This window comes from Bacillus sp. FSL K6-3312, from assembly GCF_038007485.1.
GTDB classification, from domain to species: Bacteria; Bacillota; Bacilli; order Bacillales; family Bacillaceae; genus Bacillus; species Bacillus pumilus.
Genome location: NZ_JBBOXI010000001.1, coordinates 734,515 through 755,639 on the forward strand (window position 1 = coordinate 734,515; position 21,125 = coordinate 755,639).

The window sequence follows — 21,125 nt, forward strand, 5'->3', positions numbered from 1 at the left end:
CCCATATGGCTGCACAACTCTTATTTTATTCAGAATCGGAAGAAAGAAAAGCTTTTTATTTAATTTAAAAAGAGAGTCATCCGCATAAGGCGGACGACCCTTCATGTTCTTTATTTTGTTTCTTCTTCAAGATGATTTTCCATTTTGTTAAATAGCTGTTTTGATGCTTTTGACGGCTTACTTGTCAATAAGCTCACAATAATGGCAGCTAATCCACTTAATGTAAAGCCAGGAATCATTTCATAAATACCTGTTGCATGGTTAAGGCCTGTCGTGATCCATGTGAGAACCACAACCGCACCAACAATCATCCCAACTAGGGCACCATGGTGATTCATTCGTTTCCAGTATAGGCAAAGTAAGATGACTGGACCGAATGAAGAACCAAATCCAGCCCACGCATAACCGACAAGATCAAGAATGGTATCACTTGGGTTAAGTGAAAGACAAAGGGCAATCACAGCGACAACGAGTACAGACATACGACCAATCATCACAAGCTCTTTATCAGATGCTTTTTTTCTAAAGAACGTTCTGTATAAATCCTCTGTCATCGCACTTGCTGTGACAAGCAGCTGAGACGAAATTGAACTCATAATCGCCGCTAAAATGGCAGAAAGTAAAAATCCAGTGATATATGGATGGAACAGCACTTTAGAAAAGACGATAAAGATCGTTTCAGGGTCAGCAAGGTTCATACCCGTTTCATTAACATAGGCAACACCTACTAAACCGACAGATAGTGAACCAATTACTGAAATAATCATCCAGCTCATTCCGATGCGGCGTGCTGGTTTTAAGTCTTTGACGGACGTAATCGCCATAAAGCGCACGATAATATGCGGTTGTCCAAAGTAACCTAGTCCCCAAGCGAGGAAGGATATAATGCCAATGACGCTCGTTCCTCTAAAAATATCAAGCAATTTAGGGTCAATCTGTTGAATATCTTGGAATGTGGCAACAGGTCCACCTAATTGTGTAAAGGCAACGATCGGCACGAGCACTAATGCTAAAAACATGATAGCTCCTTGGACAAAGTCCGTTAAGCTCACTGCCAGGAATCCACCAAACAATGTATACAAAATAACAATACTTGACGTCAAAATCAGTCCAAACATGTAGTGTGCACCAAATGCTGACTCAAATAAACGTCCGCCTGATACCATCCCAGACGATGTATACAGCGTAAAGAAAATTAAAATGATGACAGCTGATACAGCTTTTAATAAAGAAGATGATCCTTTGAATCGTTTATCAAAGAAATCAGGAATTGTAATGGCATCATCAGCAATTTCTGTATAAGAACGTAAACGGGGTGCAAGAATGAGATAGTTTAAGTAAGCACCGACGATGAGACCAATCGCAAGCCAGGTAGTCGATAAACCTGTTTTATACATTTCACCTGGTACACCCATCAGCATCCAGCCGCTCATATCCGCAGCACCTGCTGAAAGAGCTGTAACGAATGGACCAAGTCCGCGTCCACCAAGCATATAATCATTTAAATCATGTGTTTTCCTGAATGCATACCAACCGATGGCAAGCATCCCGATAAAATAAATAGATAAGGAAATTGTAACTTCAATACTCATTTTGTGTTCTCACCTTTTTCGTATAAATTTGACATCACCTCAATCAAAATATCCAGAAGTGTCAGGGCTAGTTTTTTGATTGAATGCCCTTCTCACTGCTATGGTTACTTAACCTAACAGAGTATTCCCAAGTGATCAACCTTCTTAAACCTCCCTATTTTGAAGAAAAAATGGACAGATCGGTGATACGAATCAGTTTGTATGCGCTTACAAAAATGGATAAAAGTAAAAATTTTCTGAAAACAAAAGGGTGTCTGCATGCTTATTTTCTTCATCAGTTGAATCACAATGATGCTTCGAGAGAAAATGCCTCTTACAGCCCCTGCGTAAAGTTGCTTTAGAACAGTAAAATTTGATATGATAAAGTGTATATGACTTATGATCATGACCACGAACACGTATCATTTTTGGAGGTGAACCTGCATGTCTAGAATTTCAATAGAAGAAGTAAAGCACGTGGCGCATTTGGCACGGCTTGCAATTACAGAAGAAGAAGCTGAGATGTTTACAGAACAGCTTGATAGCATCATTTCATTTGCAGAGCAGTTAAACGAGGTAGATACGGAAAACGTTGAACCAACAACACACGTATTAAAAATGAAAAACGTCATGAGAGAAGATGTTCCGAATAAAGGTCTTTCCATTGAGGCAGTCATCAAAAACGCGCCTGATCATAAAGACGGCTATATTCGTGTGCCATCAATTTTGGACTAAAGGAGGCCTGAGGCATGTCACTGTTTGATCACAAAATTTCTGAATTAAAAGAGCTTTTACATAAAAAGGAACTGTCTGTTTCTGATTTAGTGGACGAGTCTTATAAACGAATCAATGAAGTAGACGGGAAAGTACAAGCATTCCTTGCACTGGACGAAGAGAAAGCTCGTGCGTATGCAAAGGAATTGGACGAGGCAGTTGGTGAAAAGGACGAGCTTGGTCTATTGTTCGGTATGCCAATCGGTGTGAAAGATAACATCGTCACAAAGGATTTACGTACAACAGCATCTAGTAAAATCCTGCAAAACTTTGATCCTATTTATGATGCAACGGTTGTCAATCGTTTAAGAGATGCGGAAGCAGTCACAATCGGTAAATTAAATATGGACGAATTTGCAATGGGATCTTCTACGGAGAACTCAGGCTTCAAAGCAACGAAGAACCCGTGGAATTTAAACACTGTTCCAGGTGGATCAAGTGGTGGCTCAGCAGCTTCTGTTGCAGCTGGAGAAGTACCATTCTCTCTAGGATCAGATACAGGCGGTTCGATTCGCCAGCCGGCATCATTCTGCGGCGTTGTGGGTCTGAAGCCGACGTATGGCCGTGTATCTAGATACGGTTTAATCGCATTTGCTTCTTCATTAGATCAAATCGGGCCGATTACGCGTAACGTAGAGGACAACGCATACGTTCTTCAAGCGATTGCTGGAGTCGATCAAATGGACGCAACGAGTGCAAATGTCGACGTCCCAGATTTTCTTTCTTCATTAACTGGAGACATCAAAGGCATGAAAATTGCAGTGCCAAAAGAATACCTTGGAGAAGGTGTTGGCGAAGAAGCAAAAGAGTCTGTTCTTCAAGCGTTAAAAGTATTAGAAGGACTTGGTGCAACATGGGAGGAAGTGTCTCTTCCGCATTCTAAATATGCGCTTGCGACTTACTACTTACTGTCTTCTTCAGAAGCATCTGCAAACCTTGCGCGTTTTGACGGCATCCGTTATGGCTACCGTACAGATAATGCAGAAAACCTGATTGATTTATATAAAAATACTCGTTCTGAAGGCTTTGGAAACGAAGTGAAACGCCGCATCATGCTTGGCACATTCGCTCTTAGCTCAGGATATTATGATGCATACTATAAAAAGGCGCAAAAAGTCCGTACATTGATCAAAAAAGACTTCGAAGATGTTTTTGAAAAGTATGATGTCATTGTAGGACCAACAACACCAACTCCTGCATTTAAGATTGGTGAAAAGACAAGCGATCCACTGACAATGTACGCGAACGATATTTTAACGATCCCTGTGAACCTTGCAGGCGTTCCAGGAATCAGTGTGCCTTGTGGATTTGCAAATGGTCTTCCGTTAGGACTGCAAATCATTGGCAAGCACTTTGATGAAGGAACGGTTTACCGCGTGGCTCACGCTTTCGAGCAAGCAACAGATCATCATAAAGCAAAACCTGAACTGTAAGGGGTGAATCAGAATGAACTTTGAAACGGTAATTGGACTTGAAGTCCACGTTGAGCTAAAAACACAATCAAAAATTTTCTCCAGCTCGCCGACACCTTTTGGTGCAGCTGCCAACACGCAAACAAGTGTCATCGACCTTGGATATCCTGGCGTACTGCCTGTATTGAACAAAGAAGCGGTGAACTTTGCAATGAAAGCAGCAATGGCGCTAAACTGCGAGATCGCAACAGATACAAAATTTGACCGTAAAAACTACTTCTATCCTGATAACCCAAAGGCGTATCAAATTTCTCAATTTGATAAACCGATCGGTGAAAACGGCTGGATTGAAATTGAAGTAGAAGGCAAAACGAAACGAATCGGTATTACGCGTCTCCATTTGGAAGAGGATGCAGGTAAACTGACGCACACAGGCGACGGATATTCACTTGTCGACTTCAACCGTCAAGGCACACCGCTTGTTGAAATCGTATCTGAGCCGGACATTCGCACACCAGAAGAAGCGTATGCTTACTTAGAAAAACTAAAATCTATTATTCAATATACAGGCGTATCTGATTGTAAGATGGAAGAAGGCTCACTTCGCTGTGATGCCAACATTTCACTTCGTCCGATCGGCCGTGAAGAGTTTGGAACGAAAACAGAGCTCAAGAACTTGAACTCATTTGCTTTCGTACAAAAAGGTCTTGAATTCGAAGAGAAACGTCAAGAGCAAGTATTGCTTTCTGGCGGCTTGATCGAACAAGAAACTCGCCGCTATGACGAAGCGTCTAAAAAGACGATCCTCATGCGTGTCAAAGAGGGATCAGATGATTATCGCTACTTCCCAGAACCAGATTTGGTGGAGCTGTACATTGATGACGAGTGGAAAGAACGCGTAAGAGCATCGATCCCAGAGCTTCCAGACGAGCGCCGCAAACGCTACATCGATGAGCTTGGGCTTCCTGCATATGATGCGATGGTGCTGACGCTGACAAAAGAAATGTCTGATTTCTTTGAAGCAACCATTTCAGAAGGTGCAGAAGCGAAGCAAGCTTCAAACTGGCTGATGGGTGAAGTATCTGCCTACTTAAATTCAGCTCAAAAAGAGCTGGAAGATACAAAGCTAACGCCGCAAGGCCTGGCTGGCATGATCAATCTCATCGAAAAAGGAACGATTTCTTCTAAGATTGCCAAAAAGGTATTCAAAGAGCTGATTGAAAATGGGGGAGACGCAGAAACAATCGTCAAAGAAAAAGGGCTTGTCCAAATTTCTGACGAAGGTGCCCTGCTCAAACTTGTCACAGAAGCACTTGATAACAACCCGCAATCCATCGAAGACTTTAAAAATGGAAAAGACCGCGCGATTGGTTTCTTAGTCGGACAAATCATGAAAGCATCGAAGGGACAAGCGAACCCGCCGATGGTCAACAAGATTCTCCTAGAAGAAATCAAAAAACGCTAATGAACAATAGCAAAAACCGCCTCATGAGAAGAGGCGGTTTTTTTTGCTTGAAATGACAGGGTCTTATCATAGATTCAGACCACCGCCGTATATCAATTCGGAGATTCTTTTCTTATAATGAAGTATAAGCGAAAGTGCACATTCGAAGGGGGATAAAGGTGAACGAATCGGAAAAACAGCACGTAATGTTATTGAAGAAAAAGCTTCAATTGTTCAACTACTTTTAAGACAGCAGGGTCCTCACACTTTTCTAAATTCGTCAGCATCCCTTGAATAACTGGCTTACGAGGCTCAGCTTTCGCCAGTTCTTCTTCAATGACTTCAATGGATACAAGGGTATCATCAGAAAGCAAATGTTCAAGCTTTAACAAACGAAGCTCCTCTTGAAGGGAAGCAGCACTCGGCGCTTCATCGTCCCAAATGGTTGGCTTTAAGATCGGTTTCGTCTGAGAACGAAGCATACCTTGAACCAAATCATCAAACCGTTCGAGTATAAAGGAAGAGAGCTCATCAAATGATAATTGCATCTGATCTTGTAAAAGCAGCACCTGAACATAAGATTGGATGATTCCTTGAATCATGACTGACAGGTCAGTTATATATGGTTCGATCTCCTGTCCATAAGTGGTCAAGATGGAAATTTGAATTTCATCATTCATTTGCTTTTTCACAGTTTTTGAATACTTTTTAATTTGCTGGTTTTCTGGAATAATGTTCTCGCTGAGGATCAAAATGATAAAATCCTTGTTCTCAGCAAAATGCTGAAACTGTTCAGCGATTTGCTTCTGGAAGATCTCTCTCGGCGCGAGATGCTGATTCTCTTTTCGAATCGTTTCAATACTTTGCATAGACGTGTCGATATAATATTCGAACGCTCGGTTGAAAAGCTGTTCTTTTGATTTGAAATGCAAATAAAACGCGCCTTTCGATATTCCGCACTCATCTGCTATTTCCTGAATGGTCGTAGAAGAAAAACCCTTTTTCGCAAACAACTGGATGCTTGCTTTAATGATTTTTTCTTTTTTTTCGTTCATGAAATAAGGCCCCTTCAGCTTTAGAATGTTACGTCAAACGCAAGAGAAATGGTTGACGGCATTGTATATCACCGTTTATTATGATATAGAATGACCAGTCAGTCAATACATAAAGGAAAATGGAGGACATAATGAATTCGATCATCAATTTTGTATTAAAGAATAAGTTCGCTGTATGGCTCATGACAATTATCGTAACAGTTGCTGGTCTATATGCTGGATTGAATATGAAACAAGAATCAATCCCGAATATCAACACTCCAGTCATTACGGTTTCTACAACGTATCCTGGCGCAACGCCGGACGAAGTATCAGATAAGGTGACCGATCCAATTGAAAAATCTATTCAAAACCTAAACGGAGTCAATGTGGTCACATCCAATTCATTTGAAAATGCCTCATCGATTCAAGTCGAGTACGACTACAACAAAGACATGGATGAAGCAAAAAAGGAAATTGAAGATGCTGTTAACAATATCAATTTTCCGGAAAATGCAGAAAAACCAAAAATCGCACGCTTTAGTATCAATGCGGTTCCAATATTAGCACTTAGTGTATCTGATGATAAAGAATCATTAGAAAACCTGACGAAAAAAGTGGAAGATGACCTTGTCCCTTCACTTGAAGGATTAGACGGTGTATCTTCCGTCGAAGCTTCGGGACAGCAAATCAAAGAAGTAGAATTTTCGTTTAAACAAAAGAAATTGAAAGAATACGGTTTAGATGAAGAAACCGTCCAAAATATGATCAAAGGCTCTGATGTCAACGTACCATTAGGTCTATACACATTCGGCAACAAACAAAAATCAGTTGTCGTTGATGGCAATATTTTAAGCGTCAAAGATTTGAAAAACATGCGAATTCCTGTCACACCAGGTGCTAGTGGCGGTGCAGGAAGCGCTGGAGCCGGAGCGCCTTCTAACGGCTCAGGAAATGCAGGAGCGCAAGGCGCAGAGCAGCAGGCTGGTGCAAGTCAGCAGCAGGCAGTAGCTCAGCAGCAAACTGGTGGCGGTTCAGCAAGCAGCCAATCTGTGGAGCTGCCGACAATCAAGCTTTCTGAGATTGCGGATATTAAAGTCGTCAAGGATGCAGAATCGATCTCTAGAACAAATGGAAAAGACAGTATCGGTCTGCAAATTGTTAAAGGCTCTGATGCCAACACAGTAAGTGTAGCAGAAGCAGTCACAAAAGAACTCGAGAAGTTCAAGAAAGATAACAAAGGAATCAAAGTAAGTACCACATATGATCAAGCAGAGCCGATAAAAGAGTCTGTCAGCACAATGCTGAACAAGGCAATCATCGGAGCAATCTTTGCGATCATTATCATTATGTTGTTCCTTCGAGATATCAAATCAACCTTAATTTCGGTTATTTCCATTCCGTTATCTCTGTTGATTGCTGTTTTAATATTGAATCAGCTGGATATTACACTAAATATCATGACACTTGGTGCCATGACCGTCGCTATTGGGCGTGTTGTTGATGACTCCATTGTTGTCATAGAAAACATATATCGACGAATGGCATTAAAGGATGAGCCATTAAAAGGAAAAGAACTCGTTAAAGAAGCCACAAAAGAAATGTTTATTCCAATCATGTCTTCGACGATTGTCACAATTGCGGTCTTTTTACCGCTAGCACTTGTGGGTGGAATGATTGGAGAACTATTCATCCCATTTGCATTAACGATTGTGTTTGCTTTAATGGCTTCACTCCTTGTAGCCATTACGATTGTTCCAATGATGGCACACAGTTTATTTAAAAAGAACCTGTACGGCACAGCGAAAAAGGTAAAAGAGCATAAACCAAGCAAGCTTGCTAGCGGTTATAGACGCGTACTCAATTGGGCATTGAACCACAAATGGATCACATCAGGAATTGCCATTCTTATGCTTGTCGGAAGCTTATTCTTAGCTCCACTTGTCGGTGTCAGCTTCTTACCACAGGAAGCAGAGAAGACGGCGATGGTGACTTATACACCTGAACCTGGACAAACGAGAGAACAAGCTATCGATGAAACGAAAAAAGCAGAAGAATATTTGATCAAACGTGACCATGTCAATACTGTTCAATATTCACTTGGCTCTTCAAATGCGCTTACAGCAAGTGTAGGCGGTAACTCTAACGGTGCGCTATTCTTCGTACAATATGATGAGGACACACCGAATTTTGATAAAGAAAAAGATCGCGTGGTCAAAGCCTTGCAAGACAAAGTGTCTAAAGGGGAATGGAAATCACAAGACTTCTCATCTGCTGGCGCAAGCAATACAGTGACGTACTATGTGTACGGTGATAAAGCAAGTGATATTGAAGGCACAGTAAAAGAAGTTGAAAATATTTTAAAAGATGAGAAAAACCTGAAAAACGTCAGTACAAGCTTATCTGAGAAATATGACGAATATACATTTAATGCAGATCAAGAAAAACTGGCGAAACTAGGGCTGACAGCTTCACAAATTGCACAAGCGATTGCTCCTCAAAATAGTGAAACAACACTGACGAAAGTAACTGAGGACGGCAAAGAACTTGATGTGAATCTTCAAACGGAAAAAGATGAATATAAGAGCAAAAAAGATTTAGAAAATAAAAAGATCACAACACCGACAGGCCAAGAAGTCCGAATTGGTGATGTTGTTAAAGTGAAGGATGGCTCAACAGCAAATACTGTGACAAAGCGTGATGGAAAAATCTACGCAGAAGTGTCTGGTGACATGACAACAGACGACGTATCAAGTGTGACACAAGATGTTCAGAAGAAAGTCGACAAGCTTGATCTGAAATCTGGCGTAACGATTGACACAGGAGGCGTAAGTGCGGATATTGAGGAATCCTTTACGCAGCTTGGGCTAGCAATGCTTGCAGCGATTGCCATTGTGTATCTCGTTCTCGTCATCACATTTGGCGGAGGTCTTGCACCATTTGCAATTCTCTTCTCGCTTCCATTTACAATTATTGGCGCGCTCGTTGGATTGTTTTTAGCAAAAGAAACCATCAGCTTAAACGCCATGATTGGATTGCTCATGTTGATCGGAATTGTTGTGACAAATGCGATCGTCTTGATTGACCGAGTCATTCATAAAGAGAAAGAAGGACTCTCAACAAGAGAGGCATTACTGGAAGCTGGTACAATAAGAGTACGTCCAATCTTAATGACGGCACTTGCGACAATTGGGGCACTTCTTCCATTAGCATTAGGATTTGAAGGCGGAAGCCAAATTGTTTCAAAAGGACTTGGCGTCACAGTCATTGGTGGTCTCGCAAGTTCAACATTGCTAACACTGGTTATCGTACCAATCGTATACGAAGTGTTAAGCAAATTTAAACGCAAAAAGAAATACGTAGAAGAAGATTGAGATGGGGCCCCGCTTTGATGGCGGGGCTTTTTTATGTTGAAATCTGACAAAAAGCTCTTCTCATGAGCTCTTCAAATGCTTGGAAAAATGCGTCACGATCGACATGGTCAATCACTTGAATTGATTTTCCATCTGTATGTTCTTCGGTACGTCCTTGCTTTGGCGTTTCGGTGTAAACGATTGCATTCATTTCCTTTGAACGAGTAAATGATGAGGAATCAAGAGTGATCGTTGTCAGCACATCCCATAAGTAGTAAGTCGAGTTGGTTTCGTGATGAATGAGAGGCGGGCAAAAGGCGTAGCACTGCCCAATAAAATCTATTCCAATATGAGAACGAAGGGAAGCCCAGCGCTGACGCACATCTAGTGTAAGCGGAACTTGATTCGTGCTTTCAAGTGCGACCATTTCAATAGGAAAGCGTTCCTGAAAAACAGTGCTGACAGCATAAGGGTCCCAAAATGCATTCCATTCTGCTGTCCCATCATGCTCGGGTTCCTCAACATTGCCTTTTTCAAGAAACGTACCGCCCATCCATACCAATTTTTCAATTTTATTAGAGATTGAAGGATCTTCTTCTAAGGCGCGTGCAAGGTCTGTGAGCGGACCTGTAAAGAGCAGCGTGACAGGTTCTGCTGACTTTTTAACGGTTTCGATTAAATGAAGGTGTGCTGGAAGCTTGGACACTTTTGTATCAACAGTGCCTTTCTCGTTTAAAATAGGTAAGGCGTCTACATAAAAAGCATGCATGCGCCACTCTTTCGGAAAAGGATTGACGCCTCTAGAATTTGAAGCAGCGACTTCAATTTCATAAGGGCTAAATCGATCGATGATTTTTTGAGACGCACTGAGAGCTGGCTCTAAATAACAATCAGCAGGAATCACAGACGTCCCAATCACTTTCAGATGTTCCATTTGAAGGAGAAGAAATAACGAGACGAGGTCATCAACACCGCCATCATGATTAAAATAAACAGGCTTTTTCATCGCAAACCATCCTTTACAGCGTTTTCTTTTATCTTATCAGAATGCTTTCTTGCTGAGGGAAATGTGGCAGGAGATTTGTCAGATTAGGGTGTTGTTCTGTTGCCATTTTCAAATCTCATAGTATAATTAAAGGTTGTTAGTGGTGAAAATAGATTGCATAATGAATATAGGATGATGATGAATGAAACGTGCTCGAATTATATACAATCCGACATCTGGGCGTGAACTCTTCAAGAAGAATTTGCCGCAGGTTTTGCAAAAATTTGAACAAGCTGGCTATGAAACATCTTGTCATGCAACGACATGTGCAGGAGATGCGACACAAGCAGCTGAAAAAGCTGCCCAGAGAGACTTTGATTTAATTGTAGCAGCAGGTGGAGACGGCACGATCAATGAAGTCGTCAATGGACTAGCACCGCTTGAAAAAAGACCAAAACTAGGAATTATTCCGGTTGGAACAACAAATGACTTCGCAAGAGCACTTGGAATTCCACGAGAAGGTGTTTTAAAAGCAACAGATGCCATTATAGATGGTATAGCGAAGCCGCTTGATATCGGTAAAGTCAATGGCCATTATTTTATTAATATTGCAGGCGGCGGCCGGTTAACAGAGCTCACCTATGAAGTGCCTAGTAAGCTAAAGACAATGCTTGGACAGCTTGCTTATTATTTAAAAGGCATGGAGATGCTTCCTTCTATCCGCCCGACAGAAGTCGAAATTGAATATGACGGCAAATTGTTTCATGGAGAAATCATGCTGTTTCTTGTTTCACTCACAAACTCAGTAGGCGGCTTTGAAAAGCTAGCGCCAGATTCTGTTTTAGATGATGGCATGTTTGACCTGATTATTTTAAAGAAGGTCAATTTAGCAGAAGCCATTCGAGTAGTCAGCCTTGCACTGCGAGGCGAGCATATTCATGATAACAATGTCATCTACACAAAAGCGAATCGCGTGAAGGTAGATGTAAAAGATAAAATGCAATTAAATTTAGATGGCGAATTCGGCGGCATGCTGCCAGGTGAATTTGAAAACCTGTATCGTCATATTGAATTTATAGTGCCAAAAGCAACAGCTGAAAAAATAGGGTAGAGATTGAACTTGGTTCCTTATGGCGCCAAGTTTTTCTTTGCAAATGAGGTGATGAAATTGGTAAAGATGAAACCGCCTGTTGAAAAGAATGAATACTACAATGTAACCTTCGAAGACCTAACGCACGAAGGTGCAGGTGTAGCGAAAATTGAAGGGTTCCCTGTCTTTGTACCGAATGCCCTTCCAGACGAACAAGGGAAAATCAAGGTCACACGTGTGAAAAAAGGATTTGCTTTTGGGCGACTCATGGAGCTGACAAAGGAAAGTCAGCATAGGCAAGATGCGCCATGTCCTATCTATAAGCAGTGCGGAGGCTGTCAAATTCAGCACATGAGCTATGAAGGCCAGCTGCTATTTAAACAGAAACAAGTAAAGGACGTTTTAGAGCGGATCGGCAAACTTGATATGAGCCGTGTAAAAGTTCATCCTGTACTAGGAATGGAAGACCCTTGGAATTACCGAAACAAAGCACAAGTTCCAGTTGGGGAACGGGAAGGCGGACTTGTTGCAGGATTTTATCAGCAGCGTACCCATGAAATCATTGATATGGAAAAATGTTTGATCCAGCATTCAGAAAACGACGAAGTGGTACAGGCAGTAAAAGACATATGCAATGCGCTTGGTATGAAAGCATATAACGAAGAGCGCCACAAAGGCTGGCTGCGTCATGTGATGGTTCGCTACGGCATTGCAACAGGTGAAATGATGGTAGTGTTTGTTACTAGAACGGCTGACTTTCCGCAAAAGCAGCAGGTGATTGAGCAGATTATAGCACGTTTCCCACACGTTCGGTCAATTGTACAAAACGTGAATTCAAAGAAAACAAATGTCATTTTCGGAGACGAAACGACTGTTTTATGGGGAGAAGAATACATTTATGACACGATTGGCGACATCAAATTTGCTATTTCAGCCCGCTCGTTTTATCAAGTGAACCCAGCTCAAACAAAAGTGCTTTACGACAAAGCGCTTGAATATGCCGAGCTGCAAGGTGAAGAAACCGTCATCGATGCGTATTGCGGAATCGGTACGATTTCCTTATTTCTCGCACAAAGAGCAGGCAGAGTATATGGCGTGGAAATTGTGCCAGAAGCGATTGAAGATGCAAAGCGCAACGTTGCCTTAAACGGGATCAACAACGTCGAATTCGCAGTCGGTGAAGCAGAAACCGTTATCCCAAACTGGTATAAAGAAGGCATCAAAGCAGACACCCTCGTCGTCGATCCGCCAAGAAAAGGCTGCGATGAAGCACTGCTTGATACGATTTTAAAGATGAAACCAAAACGCGTTGTTTATGTGTCCTGTAATCCAGGGACGCTAGCTCGTGATTTGCGTTTTCTTGAAGATGGTGGGTATGTGACGGAAGAAGTGCAACCTGTGGATATGTTCCCGCATACGAGTCATGTGGAGTGTGTGGCAAGTCTTGTGATTAATCAATAATGGAGATGTCCCGATTTCGTGAAAAATATCGATATCGGGATATTTTTATTTTTGCTCCCCCTCCGTTAGAATGAAAAATCCGCTTGAAATTCTATTAAAGTAAAACTCTATAGACATATGAATATAGATAGAAAAAGCTATGAAATGAATAAAACCCCTTCTCCATTAATGGATGGGGGGTTCTTCTTCTATGTTCTGATTTTTTTGATCAAGTGCAGAGGATATGATATCAAGTCCGATGTATAAAAAGCTAACAAAGAAAGATAAAATCAATACCCCATTTCCCCATATAGAAACTTCAATTATCTTCAAATTTAGTACATATTTAATCGTGAAGTAAATAAGAGCCCACGAAGGAAAAAATTCTAAAATATAAGTTATCCATTTTGGGACCTTCAACAAAAAAAGTGATTCCTTTCCCTATAAATAAGACGATAAATGACCAAAAAATCACAATGATGCTAACTAACAACGAGAAGGTAATCAAAGAAAAAAATGAATCATAAGTGATGTATTCACCGAAAAGAAAATTTACTCCCAATGAGACTAGGTAAAGCATGGCAGTTGGAAGGACAATAACTAAACTTAGGGAAAAAAATATAAGTAAAATAAGAAGAACGGCAGCAATAGCGCCAGGGGCTTCATCTACAACGTTTTTCTTTCTTAAAAAAGTATAGAGTATGATAGACACTAAAAGGAGTATTAAAAAAGTCAATGAAATCACGTAAGAAAAAGACATGAAGATCCTCCATAAAAAAGCGCTATTAGAAACTAATAGCACTTATTTTTATATTTAGATAAGATTAACGATGAACTTTGCCAAAGTTTTAGCAGCATCTCTAGGCGCACCCATTTTAAATAAAAGCATTTGTGAACTGTTTTTCTGTCTACTTTTCTCCCCTTTATCCATTACTTTTGCGATTTTGGCAGAAAGTTTTCTGATCCAAACAGCAGCTTTTAAGAAAATCACTCTTATCTATGCGATACACAAAGATTGTAACAAAAACCATATTAAGAATGAATTGTATCTTAGTACTGTATTTTATATAACGTGATATATTTTGAATAAAGAATAACTAAAGATGAATAAGTTATTTATCAGTTTAACAATTTTTTCTGTGTTATTCGCTGCCGGTTGGTCGCTTGATAAAATCATTACTTCTAATACTTATCATGTAACAGAAAAGGCAATTACAATTTAAAAAGCCCCTGCATAGGGCTTTTTTTATTTGAATATCTTTTTTATTAGTTTGCCAGATGCATTACCTGCTGCCCGTCTGACACGTTTACTAGTAGTACCTTTTTGAACAACGTTTACGTCTTCTCAAATTTTTGATATTTTATAAAGTGCTGATAGCATTTTATTAATGTTCATTTTATGCTCCTTTTGCGTTGAATCCTTACTAAAGTATATAATGATAAAAATTGCTGAAGACTTTATAGAAGGACATGCCCTAAAAGGCGCTATGTCATGAGAGGAATTGGATGAAAGATGAGTGAAAATTTCTGGCGTGATTTACCACGACCATTTTTTATATTAGCACCTATGGAAGAAGTGACAGATGTTGTGTTTCGTCATGTTGTGAGTGAGGCGGCGAGACCTGATGTGTTTTTCACAGAGTTTACGAACAGTGAGAGCTATTGCCACCCTGATGGTATTCAAAGTGTGAAAGGACGTTTAACCTTTACAGAGGATGAGCAGCCGATTGTTGCTCATATTTGGGGAGACAAGCCTGAGAACTTTAGACAAATGAGCATTGGAATGGCGGAATTAGGATTTCAGGGGCTTGATATTAATATGGGCTGTCCTGTTCCGAATGTCACACAAAACGGGAAGGGCAGTGGCTTGATTCTTCGCCCAGATGTTGCCGCAGAACTGATTCAAGCGGCAAAAGCTGGAGGATTACCAGTCAGCGTAAAAACAAGACTTGGTTTTACAGAGGTCGATGAATGGCGCGATTGGCTCAGACACATTTTGGAGCAAGACATTGTGAACTTATCGATTCACCTTCGTACTAGAAAGGAAATGAGCCAGGTGGATGCACATTGGGAGCTCATTCCTGAGATTGTAAAACTTCGTGATGAAGTAGCACCTGATACGCTTTTGACGATCAATGGTGATATTCCTGATCGTCAAACGGGCTTAAAGCTCGCTGAGCAGTATGGAGTGGACGGTGTGATGATTGGGCGCGGGATTTTCCATAACCCATTTGCTTTTGAAAAAGAGCCGAAGGAGCATACAAGTGATGAACTGCTAGGTCTTTTAAGATTGCATCTTGATCTTCATGATCAATATTCCTCATTAGGCTTGCGTCCATTCAAGGCGTTGCACCGTTTCTTTAAGATTTATGTAAAAGGATTCAGAGGAGCGAGCTTCCTAAGAAACCAATTAATGAACACATCATCAACAGATGAAGTGCGTGCAATGCTAGATGAATTTGAAGCGAGAAATCAAGAACAATCATGATGAGAAAGAGGAGGGGATGCCCTTCTCTTTTTTCTATGAATAGGTCTATTAAACTAGTGGATCTAAATGGTAAAATGAGATAGAAATAACAATTGGAGGTATTTTATTTGAAACCATTTTGGGATACAGACATAGAAAGTGAAGAGACATTTAAGAAAATCAATGAGAAAGGCATTGCAAAAGCGGAAAAGAAGCTAGGCGTCACCTTGCCTGATACATATAAAAAACTGATTCTTGAACAAAATGGCGGGTATACCCTGCATAACGCTTTTCCAACGGACCAGCCGAATGGATGGGCAGAGGATCATGTGTCATTTGATCATTTAAGAGGGATTGCCAAAGGCGAAGGCATTATGGATAGTGATTATTTAATAGAAGAATGGGAATTGCCTGAGGGACTTGTGCTCATTTGTGGGGATGGTCATACGTGGATTGTATTGGACTATAGAGAAACAAAGGAACATCCACCGGTTCATTACTTTGATCTAGAATATGAGACAGATTTCAAATTAGCAGATTCGTTTGATGAACTGATTGCGGGGCATTATACCGCAGAAGATAGCGAAGAAGATGGGATGTCAGATGAAGAGTGGCAGGCTGAATATGAAAAGCAGAATAAACCATTATCAAAAGAAGAAGTGAAAGACATTTTCATCACCAAAGACCCTGAACAGCTTTCAAAAATTGCGAATTTTCAAGTGGAACAAATTGATGATGTTAAGTGGATTTTTTCTGAAGTAGAAACATACATGAACTCCATTCAAGACGAAGAAATGTTAACGAATGCTGGCTGGGCGATCAATACGATCTTTATACTGAATGAAGAGATGATTAAGCAGCATGCTGATGTTGTCGAGAGTGCACGTCGTTTTGCGGAGCATTTGAATCAATCAGAAATAGATGAAATGCACGACATAGCCATTAATATATCGATTGCGTTGGAATTTGATTTAGAGGAGTAATACATCTTTTTTTATTGAGAAATCTATCATTTCAGCAAAAGACCCCCTCATCAAAAGGGGGTCATCAATTCCTTACTCTGCACTCTCCACAACCTCACGGCTATCCTCTGTTTCACCAATATAAATTGGGCCGTTTGCGTGGTCGATTCGGATTGGCCATTCGTATGGGACTTGCAGGCGTCTTGCGATGGCTCTCCAAAACTTTGCAGAATCAAATTCTAGTTCTTGAAAGTCTTTGAGCAATTCTTTATAGGAAGATCCATCAAATTGAATGTACGAGTCTTGCAGACGCATAAAGGCATAATGTCTTACTTCTAATGCTGCCGCAGCTTCCATTTCTTCTTCTGTTGCTTCACCAATGATTGTTCCTGCGGGTGGAAGCATGTCGTATACATTAAATTCCTCTTCTTCTTCGTGTGCTGCATTGTGCTGTTGATCTGACATTTCTCTTCACTCCTTCTAGTTTTCATCAAAATTTGATTCGTGCTTACCTCTATTATCGGAAGAAAATGCGAAATGTGGAATGAAAAAAGAAGCAGATCCACAATACTTGCTTTTTCTTCTTGAATCTTTTATGATCTATTACAGATATAAAAGGTCTATAATAGATAGAAAGGAAATCATCTGATGAAATATTCTAAAGCAACCAACTATGCACTTCATACGATGGTATTTTTAACTCTTGCACCAAAGGGGAAAGCAATAGGCGTTGAGCCTCTCGCCAAGATGCAAGACCTTTCACCCACCTATTTATCCAAAATTTTAACAAAGCTTGTGAAGGCAGGATTGATTGAATCAACACCTGGCGCAAAAGGTGGTTACACCATTATGAAAAAGAAGGAGGACATTTCATTTTTAGACGTCATTCAGGCGGTAGAAGGTCAAACTAATTTATTTCGTTGTTCCTTAGAACATGATTCTTTCATGCCTCATGATGACTGTTTGATTGAGCAGGTCATGCAGGATGTTGAAACGAAAATGCAGGAGACGTTAAGTCAAAAGCGGTTAGTTGATATCGCAAGCCAAATTGAGCAGACAAAAAAAGATCCATTTTTCAACATGTGATTTTTTTGAACAAATTATAGATATTAAGAGTCTTTAAAGTCTTGAATAAAAAGGAGAGATTTACATGTTATTAGATTGTGCCATTATCGGAGGAGGGCCAGCCGGATTAAGCGCAGCACTTGTTGTGGGGCGGGGCAGAAAACAGGTCATTGTATTCGATGACGAGATGCCAAGAAATCGAGTGACTCAGGAATCACATGGATTTATTACAAACGATGGAATGACACCGTTTGAGATCAGACAAGCGGGAGAAGCAGATCTTCAAAACTACCCCAATATCCAAATCAAACGAAGTAGAATGGTCGAGATACAAAACAATGAGGACAACTTTGCGTTACTGACACAAGAGGGAGAAAGGTTCGAAGCGAAGAAAATCATATTGGCAACAGGGCTAAAGGATATACTGCCAGAGATCAAGGGGATTCATGAAGTGTATGGAAAGACGTTGTTTAGCTGTCCTTTCTGCGATGGCTGGGAGCTAAAGGACAAGCCGCTTGCTCTCATTGCTGAGAATCCACGCGCCTTGCATATGGCTAAACTTCTTTCCAATTGGACAAAGGATTTGATCGTGTTTACGAATGGGCAGCAAGTGTTTGCTGAAGAGGAGAAGGCATTGCTATCAGCACATTTTATTCAAGTCATTGATGTACCGATTATGTCAATTCATCATGAGAATGGACAAATGCACTCTCTTCACCTTGCGAATGGGGAAACGGTGAAAAGAGAAGGCGGATTTGTCGCAAGTGAATTCAAGCAGTCAGCTCCATTTGCTGAAAGTCTGGGCTGTCAAATGACGAAAAATGCCGGCATTGAAACAGATATTCTTGGACGTACAACAGTCAGCGGTGTCTTTGCATGCGGTGACAATTTAGGCGGCCCTGCTCAGCTTGTCCTTGCAGCAGCAGCTGGAAGCCAGGCAGGAATGGGCGTTATCCATGAACTTGTGCAGGAAGAATTTCAACAAAAAACATCTCTATGAAAAGAGATGTTCAGCGATGAACGGTTTTCCGTTTTGCTAAAACGTGAGCTGCCCATTCAAAAAGTGCGTAGATGACAAAGAAGATCAGGATCCAGCTGCTAGCATCGATCCATACGTTGGTGATATGAATGATGTTCGCCTGATCAAGTCCAACCTGTATCCACATAGTGATCAATGCGGTGAGGAACACCTGTAAAAACCATTTTTTCAATTGGTCACACCTCCATCTCTTTCTATCATATAAGAAATGACAGTTTATTTCCAATTGTATTTCCATCAATTTCAACGGTAAAATAAGAAATAAAACCAATGGAAGGACATGACATGAGCGATCAAACCAATAGCTTTTTAAAAAGTCATTTTCCTGATCTTGTCCTCACGCCGCCACTTTTTTATGGGTGGCCTTTTGGGCTACGCTTTGAAGTGGCAGATTGGTCATTAGGAAAGAAATCGGTTGTATTAGAAAAAGCGGGGGATCGTGCTTTAGAAATTGTGAGATATGCTTTTGATCCAGAAGACGATATTCTGTTTGTCACGGATGTCTATACGCAGCATGAACATGAATTAATGAAGCAAAAGCTCCTAGTTTATCAGAAATATGTTCGCCGGCAAGTACGCAATCGCTTGCGTCACGAGCTTTTGACCTATGTAAGACCAGAACTAGATGAGCCCCTGACATTGGAGAGATTTACCTTGTCTTGCCAGCTGCAAGATATACGATTACACCCACTTCTACAAGCCATGTGCCAGGAGGATTTCTATGCACCGAATCAAATCATGAAGGGGAAGCTTGATTATGAAATCTATTTGATCAATCTCTCTAAACAGATGATTTTCCACTTATATGATGATCGAGGCTGTGATCTTATTGCGGCAGATGCTGAGCGCCTTCGGCCAGTCTACGAGGGCTTACAGCACTGGCTATTAGACTATGATCGTGCTCAGATGGACAGGCTGTTTGCAAAGAAATAAGAAAACCGCACTTTTGACAAGTGCGGCTTCTTTTTATGCTTCTACTTTATTGAAGAACTGTGGTAAATATTCTTTGTGTGCTTCTAGCATTTCATCTAGGATGCTTTTTGCAATGGCATCTGATGGGACGAGCGGGTTGATCGTCATTGCGACAAGTGCTGTGTTGTAATCTCCTGTCACGGCTGCTTCAGCGGCAACACGTTCAAAGGATTTAATTTGAGAAATCAGTCCTTTGACTGCGACTGGCATTTCGCCAACAGCGATTGGTTTAGGACCGTCTTTTGTGATGACGCAGTTCAGTTCTACAGCAGAATCATTTGGAATGTCACTGATGGCACCATTGTTGATGGTATTGACAGGCTGAATATCATGCTTGTCGTTATAAATCGATGCAATCAAGTTACAAGCGGCATCACTGTAGTAGGCACCGCCTCGTTTTTCAAGCTGTGGCGGCTTGATATCAAGATCAGGGTCTTTGTAAAGCTCAAACAGGTCATTTTCTAGTGCACGAACGACTTCTGCACGAGTTCCTTCATTCTCTGCTGCTTTCTTTTCTTCAGCCAGCATATCACTTGTTTTGTAGTAGTAGCGGTGATATGGACATGGAATAACGCCAAGCCCTTTTAAGAAATCAGCATCCCACGGAATGGCATGAATGTTGTTCATCGACATCGTGGAGTTTGGATCTGCCATGTCTTCGATGACTTGATCCATGATACTTTTGCCATCTAAGAATACATTGAGTCCAAAGACCATATGGTTTAATCCAGCAAAGCTGACCTCGACTCTGCTTGCGTCGACATCAAGCCCTTTGGCAATTCCCATGCGAATGCCGATTGGCACGTTGCATAAGCCAACGACTTTGCGATGGTTTGAATAGCGAAGTACGGCTTCTGTAACCATACCAGCTGGATTTGTGAAGTTCACAAGCCATGCATCTGGGCATAGTTCTTCAATATCTTTCACAATATCCAGAATCACTGGAATGGTGCGAAGCCCTTTGAATAGACCTCCTGGACCATTCGTTTCTTGACCAATGACATCATATTTTAAAGGAATGCGTTCATCCTTCATACGTGCTTCAAGAAGTCCGACACGGAATTGTGTTGTGACGAAATCAGCGCCCGCAAGCGCTTTCCGGCGATCTAATGTTAAATGAACCTCGATTGGAAGTCCTGCCTTTTTCACCATTCGTTTTGCAAGATCTCCGACGATTTCAAGCTTTTCTTTTCCCGCTTCAATATCGACAAGCCAAAGCTCGCTAATCGGAAATTCATCGTACCGTTTAATAAATCCTTCTACAAGCTCTGGTGTATAGCTTGATCCTCCGCCAATTGTGACAACCTTTAATCCTTTTGCCATGTTCTGCACCTCCGAATAATGTAACGCGCAATGTTATAATAGAGAAAAGCCAATTCTTTTGTTTGTACATCTATAGCTTATCGTGAGAGCATCTCGTGCGTAAATGACTTCAGCGTCTTTAGGCAAGGGTGCCCTATTTAGAGATTTGTTACATAAAAGAAACACATTGTGACATGCTGTTGGAGAAAGGGGAA

Annotated in this window: 18 protein-coding genes; 11 read left to right on the plus strand and 7 right to left on the minus strand. The window is 41.0% G+C overall.

What is annotated here, in order from left to right:
• Positions 1-110: 110 nt before the first annotated feature.
• On the minus strand, positions 111-1,592 hold the full coding sequence (gene putP / locus MHI11_RS03520; protein ID WP_340960465.1) for a sodium/proline symporter PutP: 1,482 nt from the start codon (positions 1,590-1,592) through the stop codon (positions 111-113).
• A gap of 423 nt (positions 1,593-2,015) precedes the next feature.
• Between putP and gatC the strand changes: the two genes are divergently transcribed.
• Genes gatC through gatB form a run of 3 tightly spaced genes read left to right on the plus strand, consistent with a single transcriptional unit; the run spans position 2,016 to position 5,222 of the window.
• Positions 2,016-2,306, plus strand: coding sequence for an Asp-tRNA(Asn)/Glu-tRNA(Gln) amidotransferase subunit GatC (gatC, locus tag MHI11_RS03525; RefSeq protein ID WP_003213898.1), 291 nt, complete (start codon positions 2,016-2,018; stop codon positions 2,304-2,306).
• A 14-nt stretch (positions 2,307-2,320) separates the two neighbouring features.
• Positions 2,321-3,778, plus strand: a complete 1,458-nt coding sequence (gatA, locus tag MHI11_RS03530) for an Asp-tRNA(Asn)/Glu-tRNA(Gln) amidotransferase subunit GatA (RefSeq protein WP_278178147.1) — start codon at positions 2,321-2,323, stop codon at positions 3,776-3,778.
• A 13-nt stretch (positions 3,779-3,791) separates the two neighbouring features.
• On the plus strand, positions 3,792-5,222 hold the full coding sequence (gatB, locus tag MHI11_RS03535) for an Asp-tRNA(Asn)/Glu-tRNA(Gln) amidotransferase subunit GatB (RefSeq protein WP_003214292.1): 1,431 nt from the start codon (positions 3,792-3,794) through the stop codon (positions 5,220-5,222).
• A gap of 188 nt (positions 5,223-5,410) precedes the next feature.
• Here gatB and MHI11_RS03540 read toward each other — a convergent pair whose 3' ends face one another.
• On the minus strand, positions 5,411-6,256 hold the full coding sequence (locus MHI11_RS03540; RefSeq protein ID WP_065099163.1) for a TetR/AcrR family transcriptional regulator: 846 nt from the start codon (positions 6,254-6,256) through the stop codon (positions 5,411-5,413).
• Positions 6,257-6,387: 131 nt separating this feature from the next.
• Between MHI11_RS03540 and MHI11_RS03545 the strand changes: the two genes are divergently transcribed.
• Positions 6,388-9,609, plus strand: coding sequence for an efflux RND transporter permease subunit (locus MHI11_RS03545; protein ID WP_340960466.1), 3,222 nt, complete (start codon positions 6,388-6,390; stop codon positions 9,607-9,609).
• Between the two features lie 31 nt (positions 9,610-9,640).
• Here the strand turns inward: MHI11_RS03545 and MHI11_RS03550 are convergent, their stop codons facing one another.
• The gene (locus MHI11_RS03550; RefSeq protein WP_340960467.1) at positions 9,641-10,594 is read right to left on the minus strand and encodes a nucleoside hydrolase; all 954 of its coding nucleotides are present in this window, start codon (positions 10,592-10,594) and stop codon (positions 9,641-9,643) included.
• A gap of 181 nt (positions 10,595-10,775) precedes the next feature.
• Here MHI11_RS03550 and MHI11_RS03555 point away from each other — a divergent pair, with 181 nt between their 5' ends.
• Complete coding sequence (locus MHI11_RS03555) at positions 10,776-11,684, plus strand: diacylglycerol kinase (protein ID WP_044141563.1); 909 nt, start codon at positions 10,776-10,778, stop codon at positions 11,682-11,684.
• A gap of 51 nt (positions 11,685-11,735) precedes the next feature.
• Positions 11,736-13,124, plus strand: a complete 1,389-nt coding sequence (rlmD, locus tag MHI11_RS03560) for a 23S rRNA (uracil(1939)-C(5))-methyltransferase RlmD (RefSeq protein WP_340960468.1) — start codon at positions 11,736-11,738, stop codon at positions 13,122-13,124.
• A gap of 325 nt (positions 13,125-13,449) precedes the next feature.
• Here the strand turns inward: rlmD and MHI11_RS03565 are convergent, their stop codons facing one another.
• Entirely contained in the window at positions 13,450-13,863 is a 414-nt protein-coding gene (locus MHI11_RS03565; RefSeq protein ID WP_340960469.1) for a hypothetical protein, read from the minus strand.
• A 753-nt stretch (positions 13,864-14,616) separates the two neighbouring features.
• Between MHI11_RS03565 and MHI11_RS03570 the strand changes: the two genes are divergently transcribed.
• Together MHI11_RS03570 and MHI11_RS03575 are read left to right on the plus strand one after the other, a co-directional pair.
• Entirely contained in the window at positions 14,617-15,591 is a 975-nt protein-coding gene (locus tag MHI11_RS03570) for a tRNA dihydrouridine synthase (RefSeq protein ID WP_106066690.1), read from the plus strand.
• A 107-nt stretch (positions 15,592-15,698) separates the two neighbouring features.
• Positions 15,699-16,553 (plus strand): SMI1/KNR4 family protein, encoded by an 855-nt coding sequence (locus tag MHI11_RS03575; RefSeq protein WP_340960471.1) that lies wholly within the window; start codon positions 15,699-15,701, stop codon positions 16,551-16,553.
• A 72-nt stretch (positions 16,554-16,625) separates the two neighbouring features.
• On the opposite strand, the gene MHI11_RS03580 is transcribed toward MHI11_RS03575, so the two are convergent.
• Positions 16,626-16,997 carry a hypothetical protein gene (locus MHI11_RS03580; protein ID WP_340960472.1) on the minus strand — a complete coding sequence of 124 codons (372 nt, stop codon included), beginning with the start codon at positions 16,995-16,997 and terminating at the stop codon, positions 16,626-16,628.
• 183 nt (positions 16,998-17,180) lie between these two features.
• On the opposite strand from MHI11_RS03580, the gene MHI11_RS03585 reads away from it, so the two are divergent.
• Both MHI11_RS03585 and MHI11_RS03590 read left to right on the plus strand, forming a co-directional pair.
• Positions 17,181-17,618, plus strand: a complete 438-nt coding sequence (locus tag MHI11_RS03585; RefSeq protein ID WP_044141568.1) for an Rrf2 family transcriptional regulator — start codon at positions 17,181-17,183, stop codon at positions 17,616-17,618.
• 64 nt (positions 17,619-17,682) lie between these two features.
• Entirely contained in the window at positions 17,683-18,597 is a 915-nt protein-coding gene (locus MHI11_RS03590) for an NAD(P)/FAD-dependent oxidoreductase (RefSeq protein ID WP_044141569.1), read from the plus strand.
• Positions 18,598-18,607: 10 nt separating this feature from the next.
• Here the strand turns inward: MHI11_RS03590 and MHI11_RS03595 are convergent, their stop codons facing one another.
• Complete coding sequence (locus MHI11_RS03595) at positions 18,608-18,808, minus strand: hypothetical protein (RefSeq protein ID WP_044141570.1); 201 nt, start codon at positions 18,806-18,808, stop codon at positions 18,608-18,610.
• A 113-nt stretch (positions 18,809-18,921) separates the two neighbouring features.
• Between MHI11_RS03595 and MHI11_RS03600 the strand changes: the two genes are divergently transcribed.
• Positions 18,922-19,569 carry a DUF3885 domain-containing protein gene (locus tag MHI11_RS03600; RefSeq protein WP_044141612.1) on the plus strand — a complete coding sequence of 216 codons (648 nt, stop codon included), beginning with the start codon at positions 18,922-18,924 and terminating at the stop codon, positions 19,567-19,569.
• A gap of 33 nt (positions 19,570-19,602) precedes the next feature.
• Here MHI11_RS03600 and MHI11_RS03605 read toward each other — a convergent pair whose 3' ends face one another.
• A complete protein-coding gene (locus MHI11_RS03605) occupies positions 19,603-20,931 on the minus strand; it encodes a 6-phospho-beta-glucosidase (RefSeq protein WP_065099172.1) in 1,329 nt (442 codons plus the stop codon).
• Positions 20,932-21,125 lie beyond the last annotated feature (194 nt).

What these genes read in the sequence shown, in the direction of transcription:
- rlmD (WP_340960468.1), top strand. Translation starts at nt 11,736, where the DNA reads ATGAAATTGGTAAAGATGAAACCGCCTGTTGAAAAGAATGAATACTAC.
- putP (WP_340960465.1), bottom strand. Translation starts at nt 1,592, where the DNA reads ATGAGTATTGAAGTTACAATTTCCTTATCTATTTATTTTATCGGGATG.
- MHI11_RS03570 (WP_106066690.1), top strand. Translation starts at nt 14,617, where the DNA reads ATGAGTGAAAATTTCTGGCGTGATTTACCACGACCATTTTTTATATTA.
- MHI11_RS03550 (WP_340960467.1), bottom strand. Translation starts at nt 10,594, where the DNA reads ATGAAAAAGCCTGTTTATTTTAATCATGATGGCGGTGTTGATGACCTC.
- MHI11_RS03585 (WP_044141568.1), top strand. Translation starts at nt 17,181, where the DNA reads ATGAAATATTCTAAAGCAACCAACTATGCACTTCATACGATGGTATTT.
- gatB (WP_003214292.1), top strand. Translation starts at nt 3,792, where the DNA reads ATGAACTTTGAAACGGTAATTGGACTTGAAGTCCACGTTGAGCTAAAA.
- gatA (WP_278178147.1), top strand. Translation starts at nt 2,321, where the DNA reads ATGTCACTGTTTGATCACAAAATTTCTGAATTAAAAGAGCTTTTACAT.
- MHI11_RS03555 (WP_044141563.1), top strand. Translation starts at nt 10,776, where the DNA reads ATGAAACGTGCTCGAATTATATACAATCCGACATCTGGGCGTGAACTC.
- MHI11_RS03605 (WP_065099172.1), bottom strand. Translation starts at nt 20,931, where the DNA reads ATGGCAAAAGGATTAAAGGTTGTCACAATTGGCGGAGGATCAAGCTAT.
- MHI11_RS03600 (WP_044141612.1), top strand. Translation starts at nt 18,922, where the DNA reads ATGAGCGATCAAACCAATAGCTTTTTAAAAAGTCATTTTCCTGATCTT.
- MHI11_RS03545 (WP_340960466.1), top strand. Translation starts at nt 6,388, where the DNA reads ATGAATTCGATCATCAATTTTGTATTAAAGAATAAGTTCGCTGTATGG.
- MHI11_RS03565 (WP_340960469.1), bottom strand. Translation starts at nt 13,863, where the DNA reads ATGTCTTTTTCTTACGTGATTTCATTGACTTTTTTAATACTCCTTTTA.
- MHI11_RS03590 (WP_044141569.1), top strand. Translation starts at nt 17,683, where the DNA reads ATGTTATTAGATTGTGCCATTATCGGAGGAGGGCCAGCCGGATTAAGC.
- gatC (WP_003213898.1), top strand. Translation starts at nt 2,016, where the DNA reads ATGTCTAGAATTTCAATAGAAGAAGTAAAGCACGTGGCGCATTTGGCA.
- MHI11_RS03540 (WP_065099163.1), bottom strand. Translation starts at nt 6,256, where the DNA reads ATGAACGAAAAAAAAGAAAAAATCATTAAAGCAAGCATCCAGTTGTTT.
- MHI11_RS03580 (WP_340960472.1), bottom strand. Translation starts at nt 16,997, where the DNA reads ATGTCAGATCAACAGCACAATGCAGCACACGAAGAAGAAGAGGAATTT.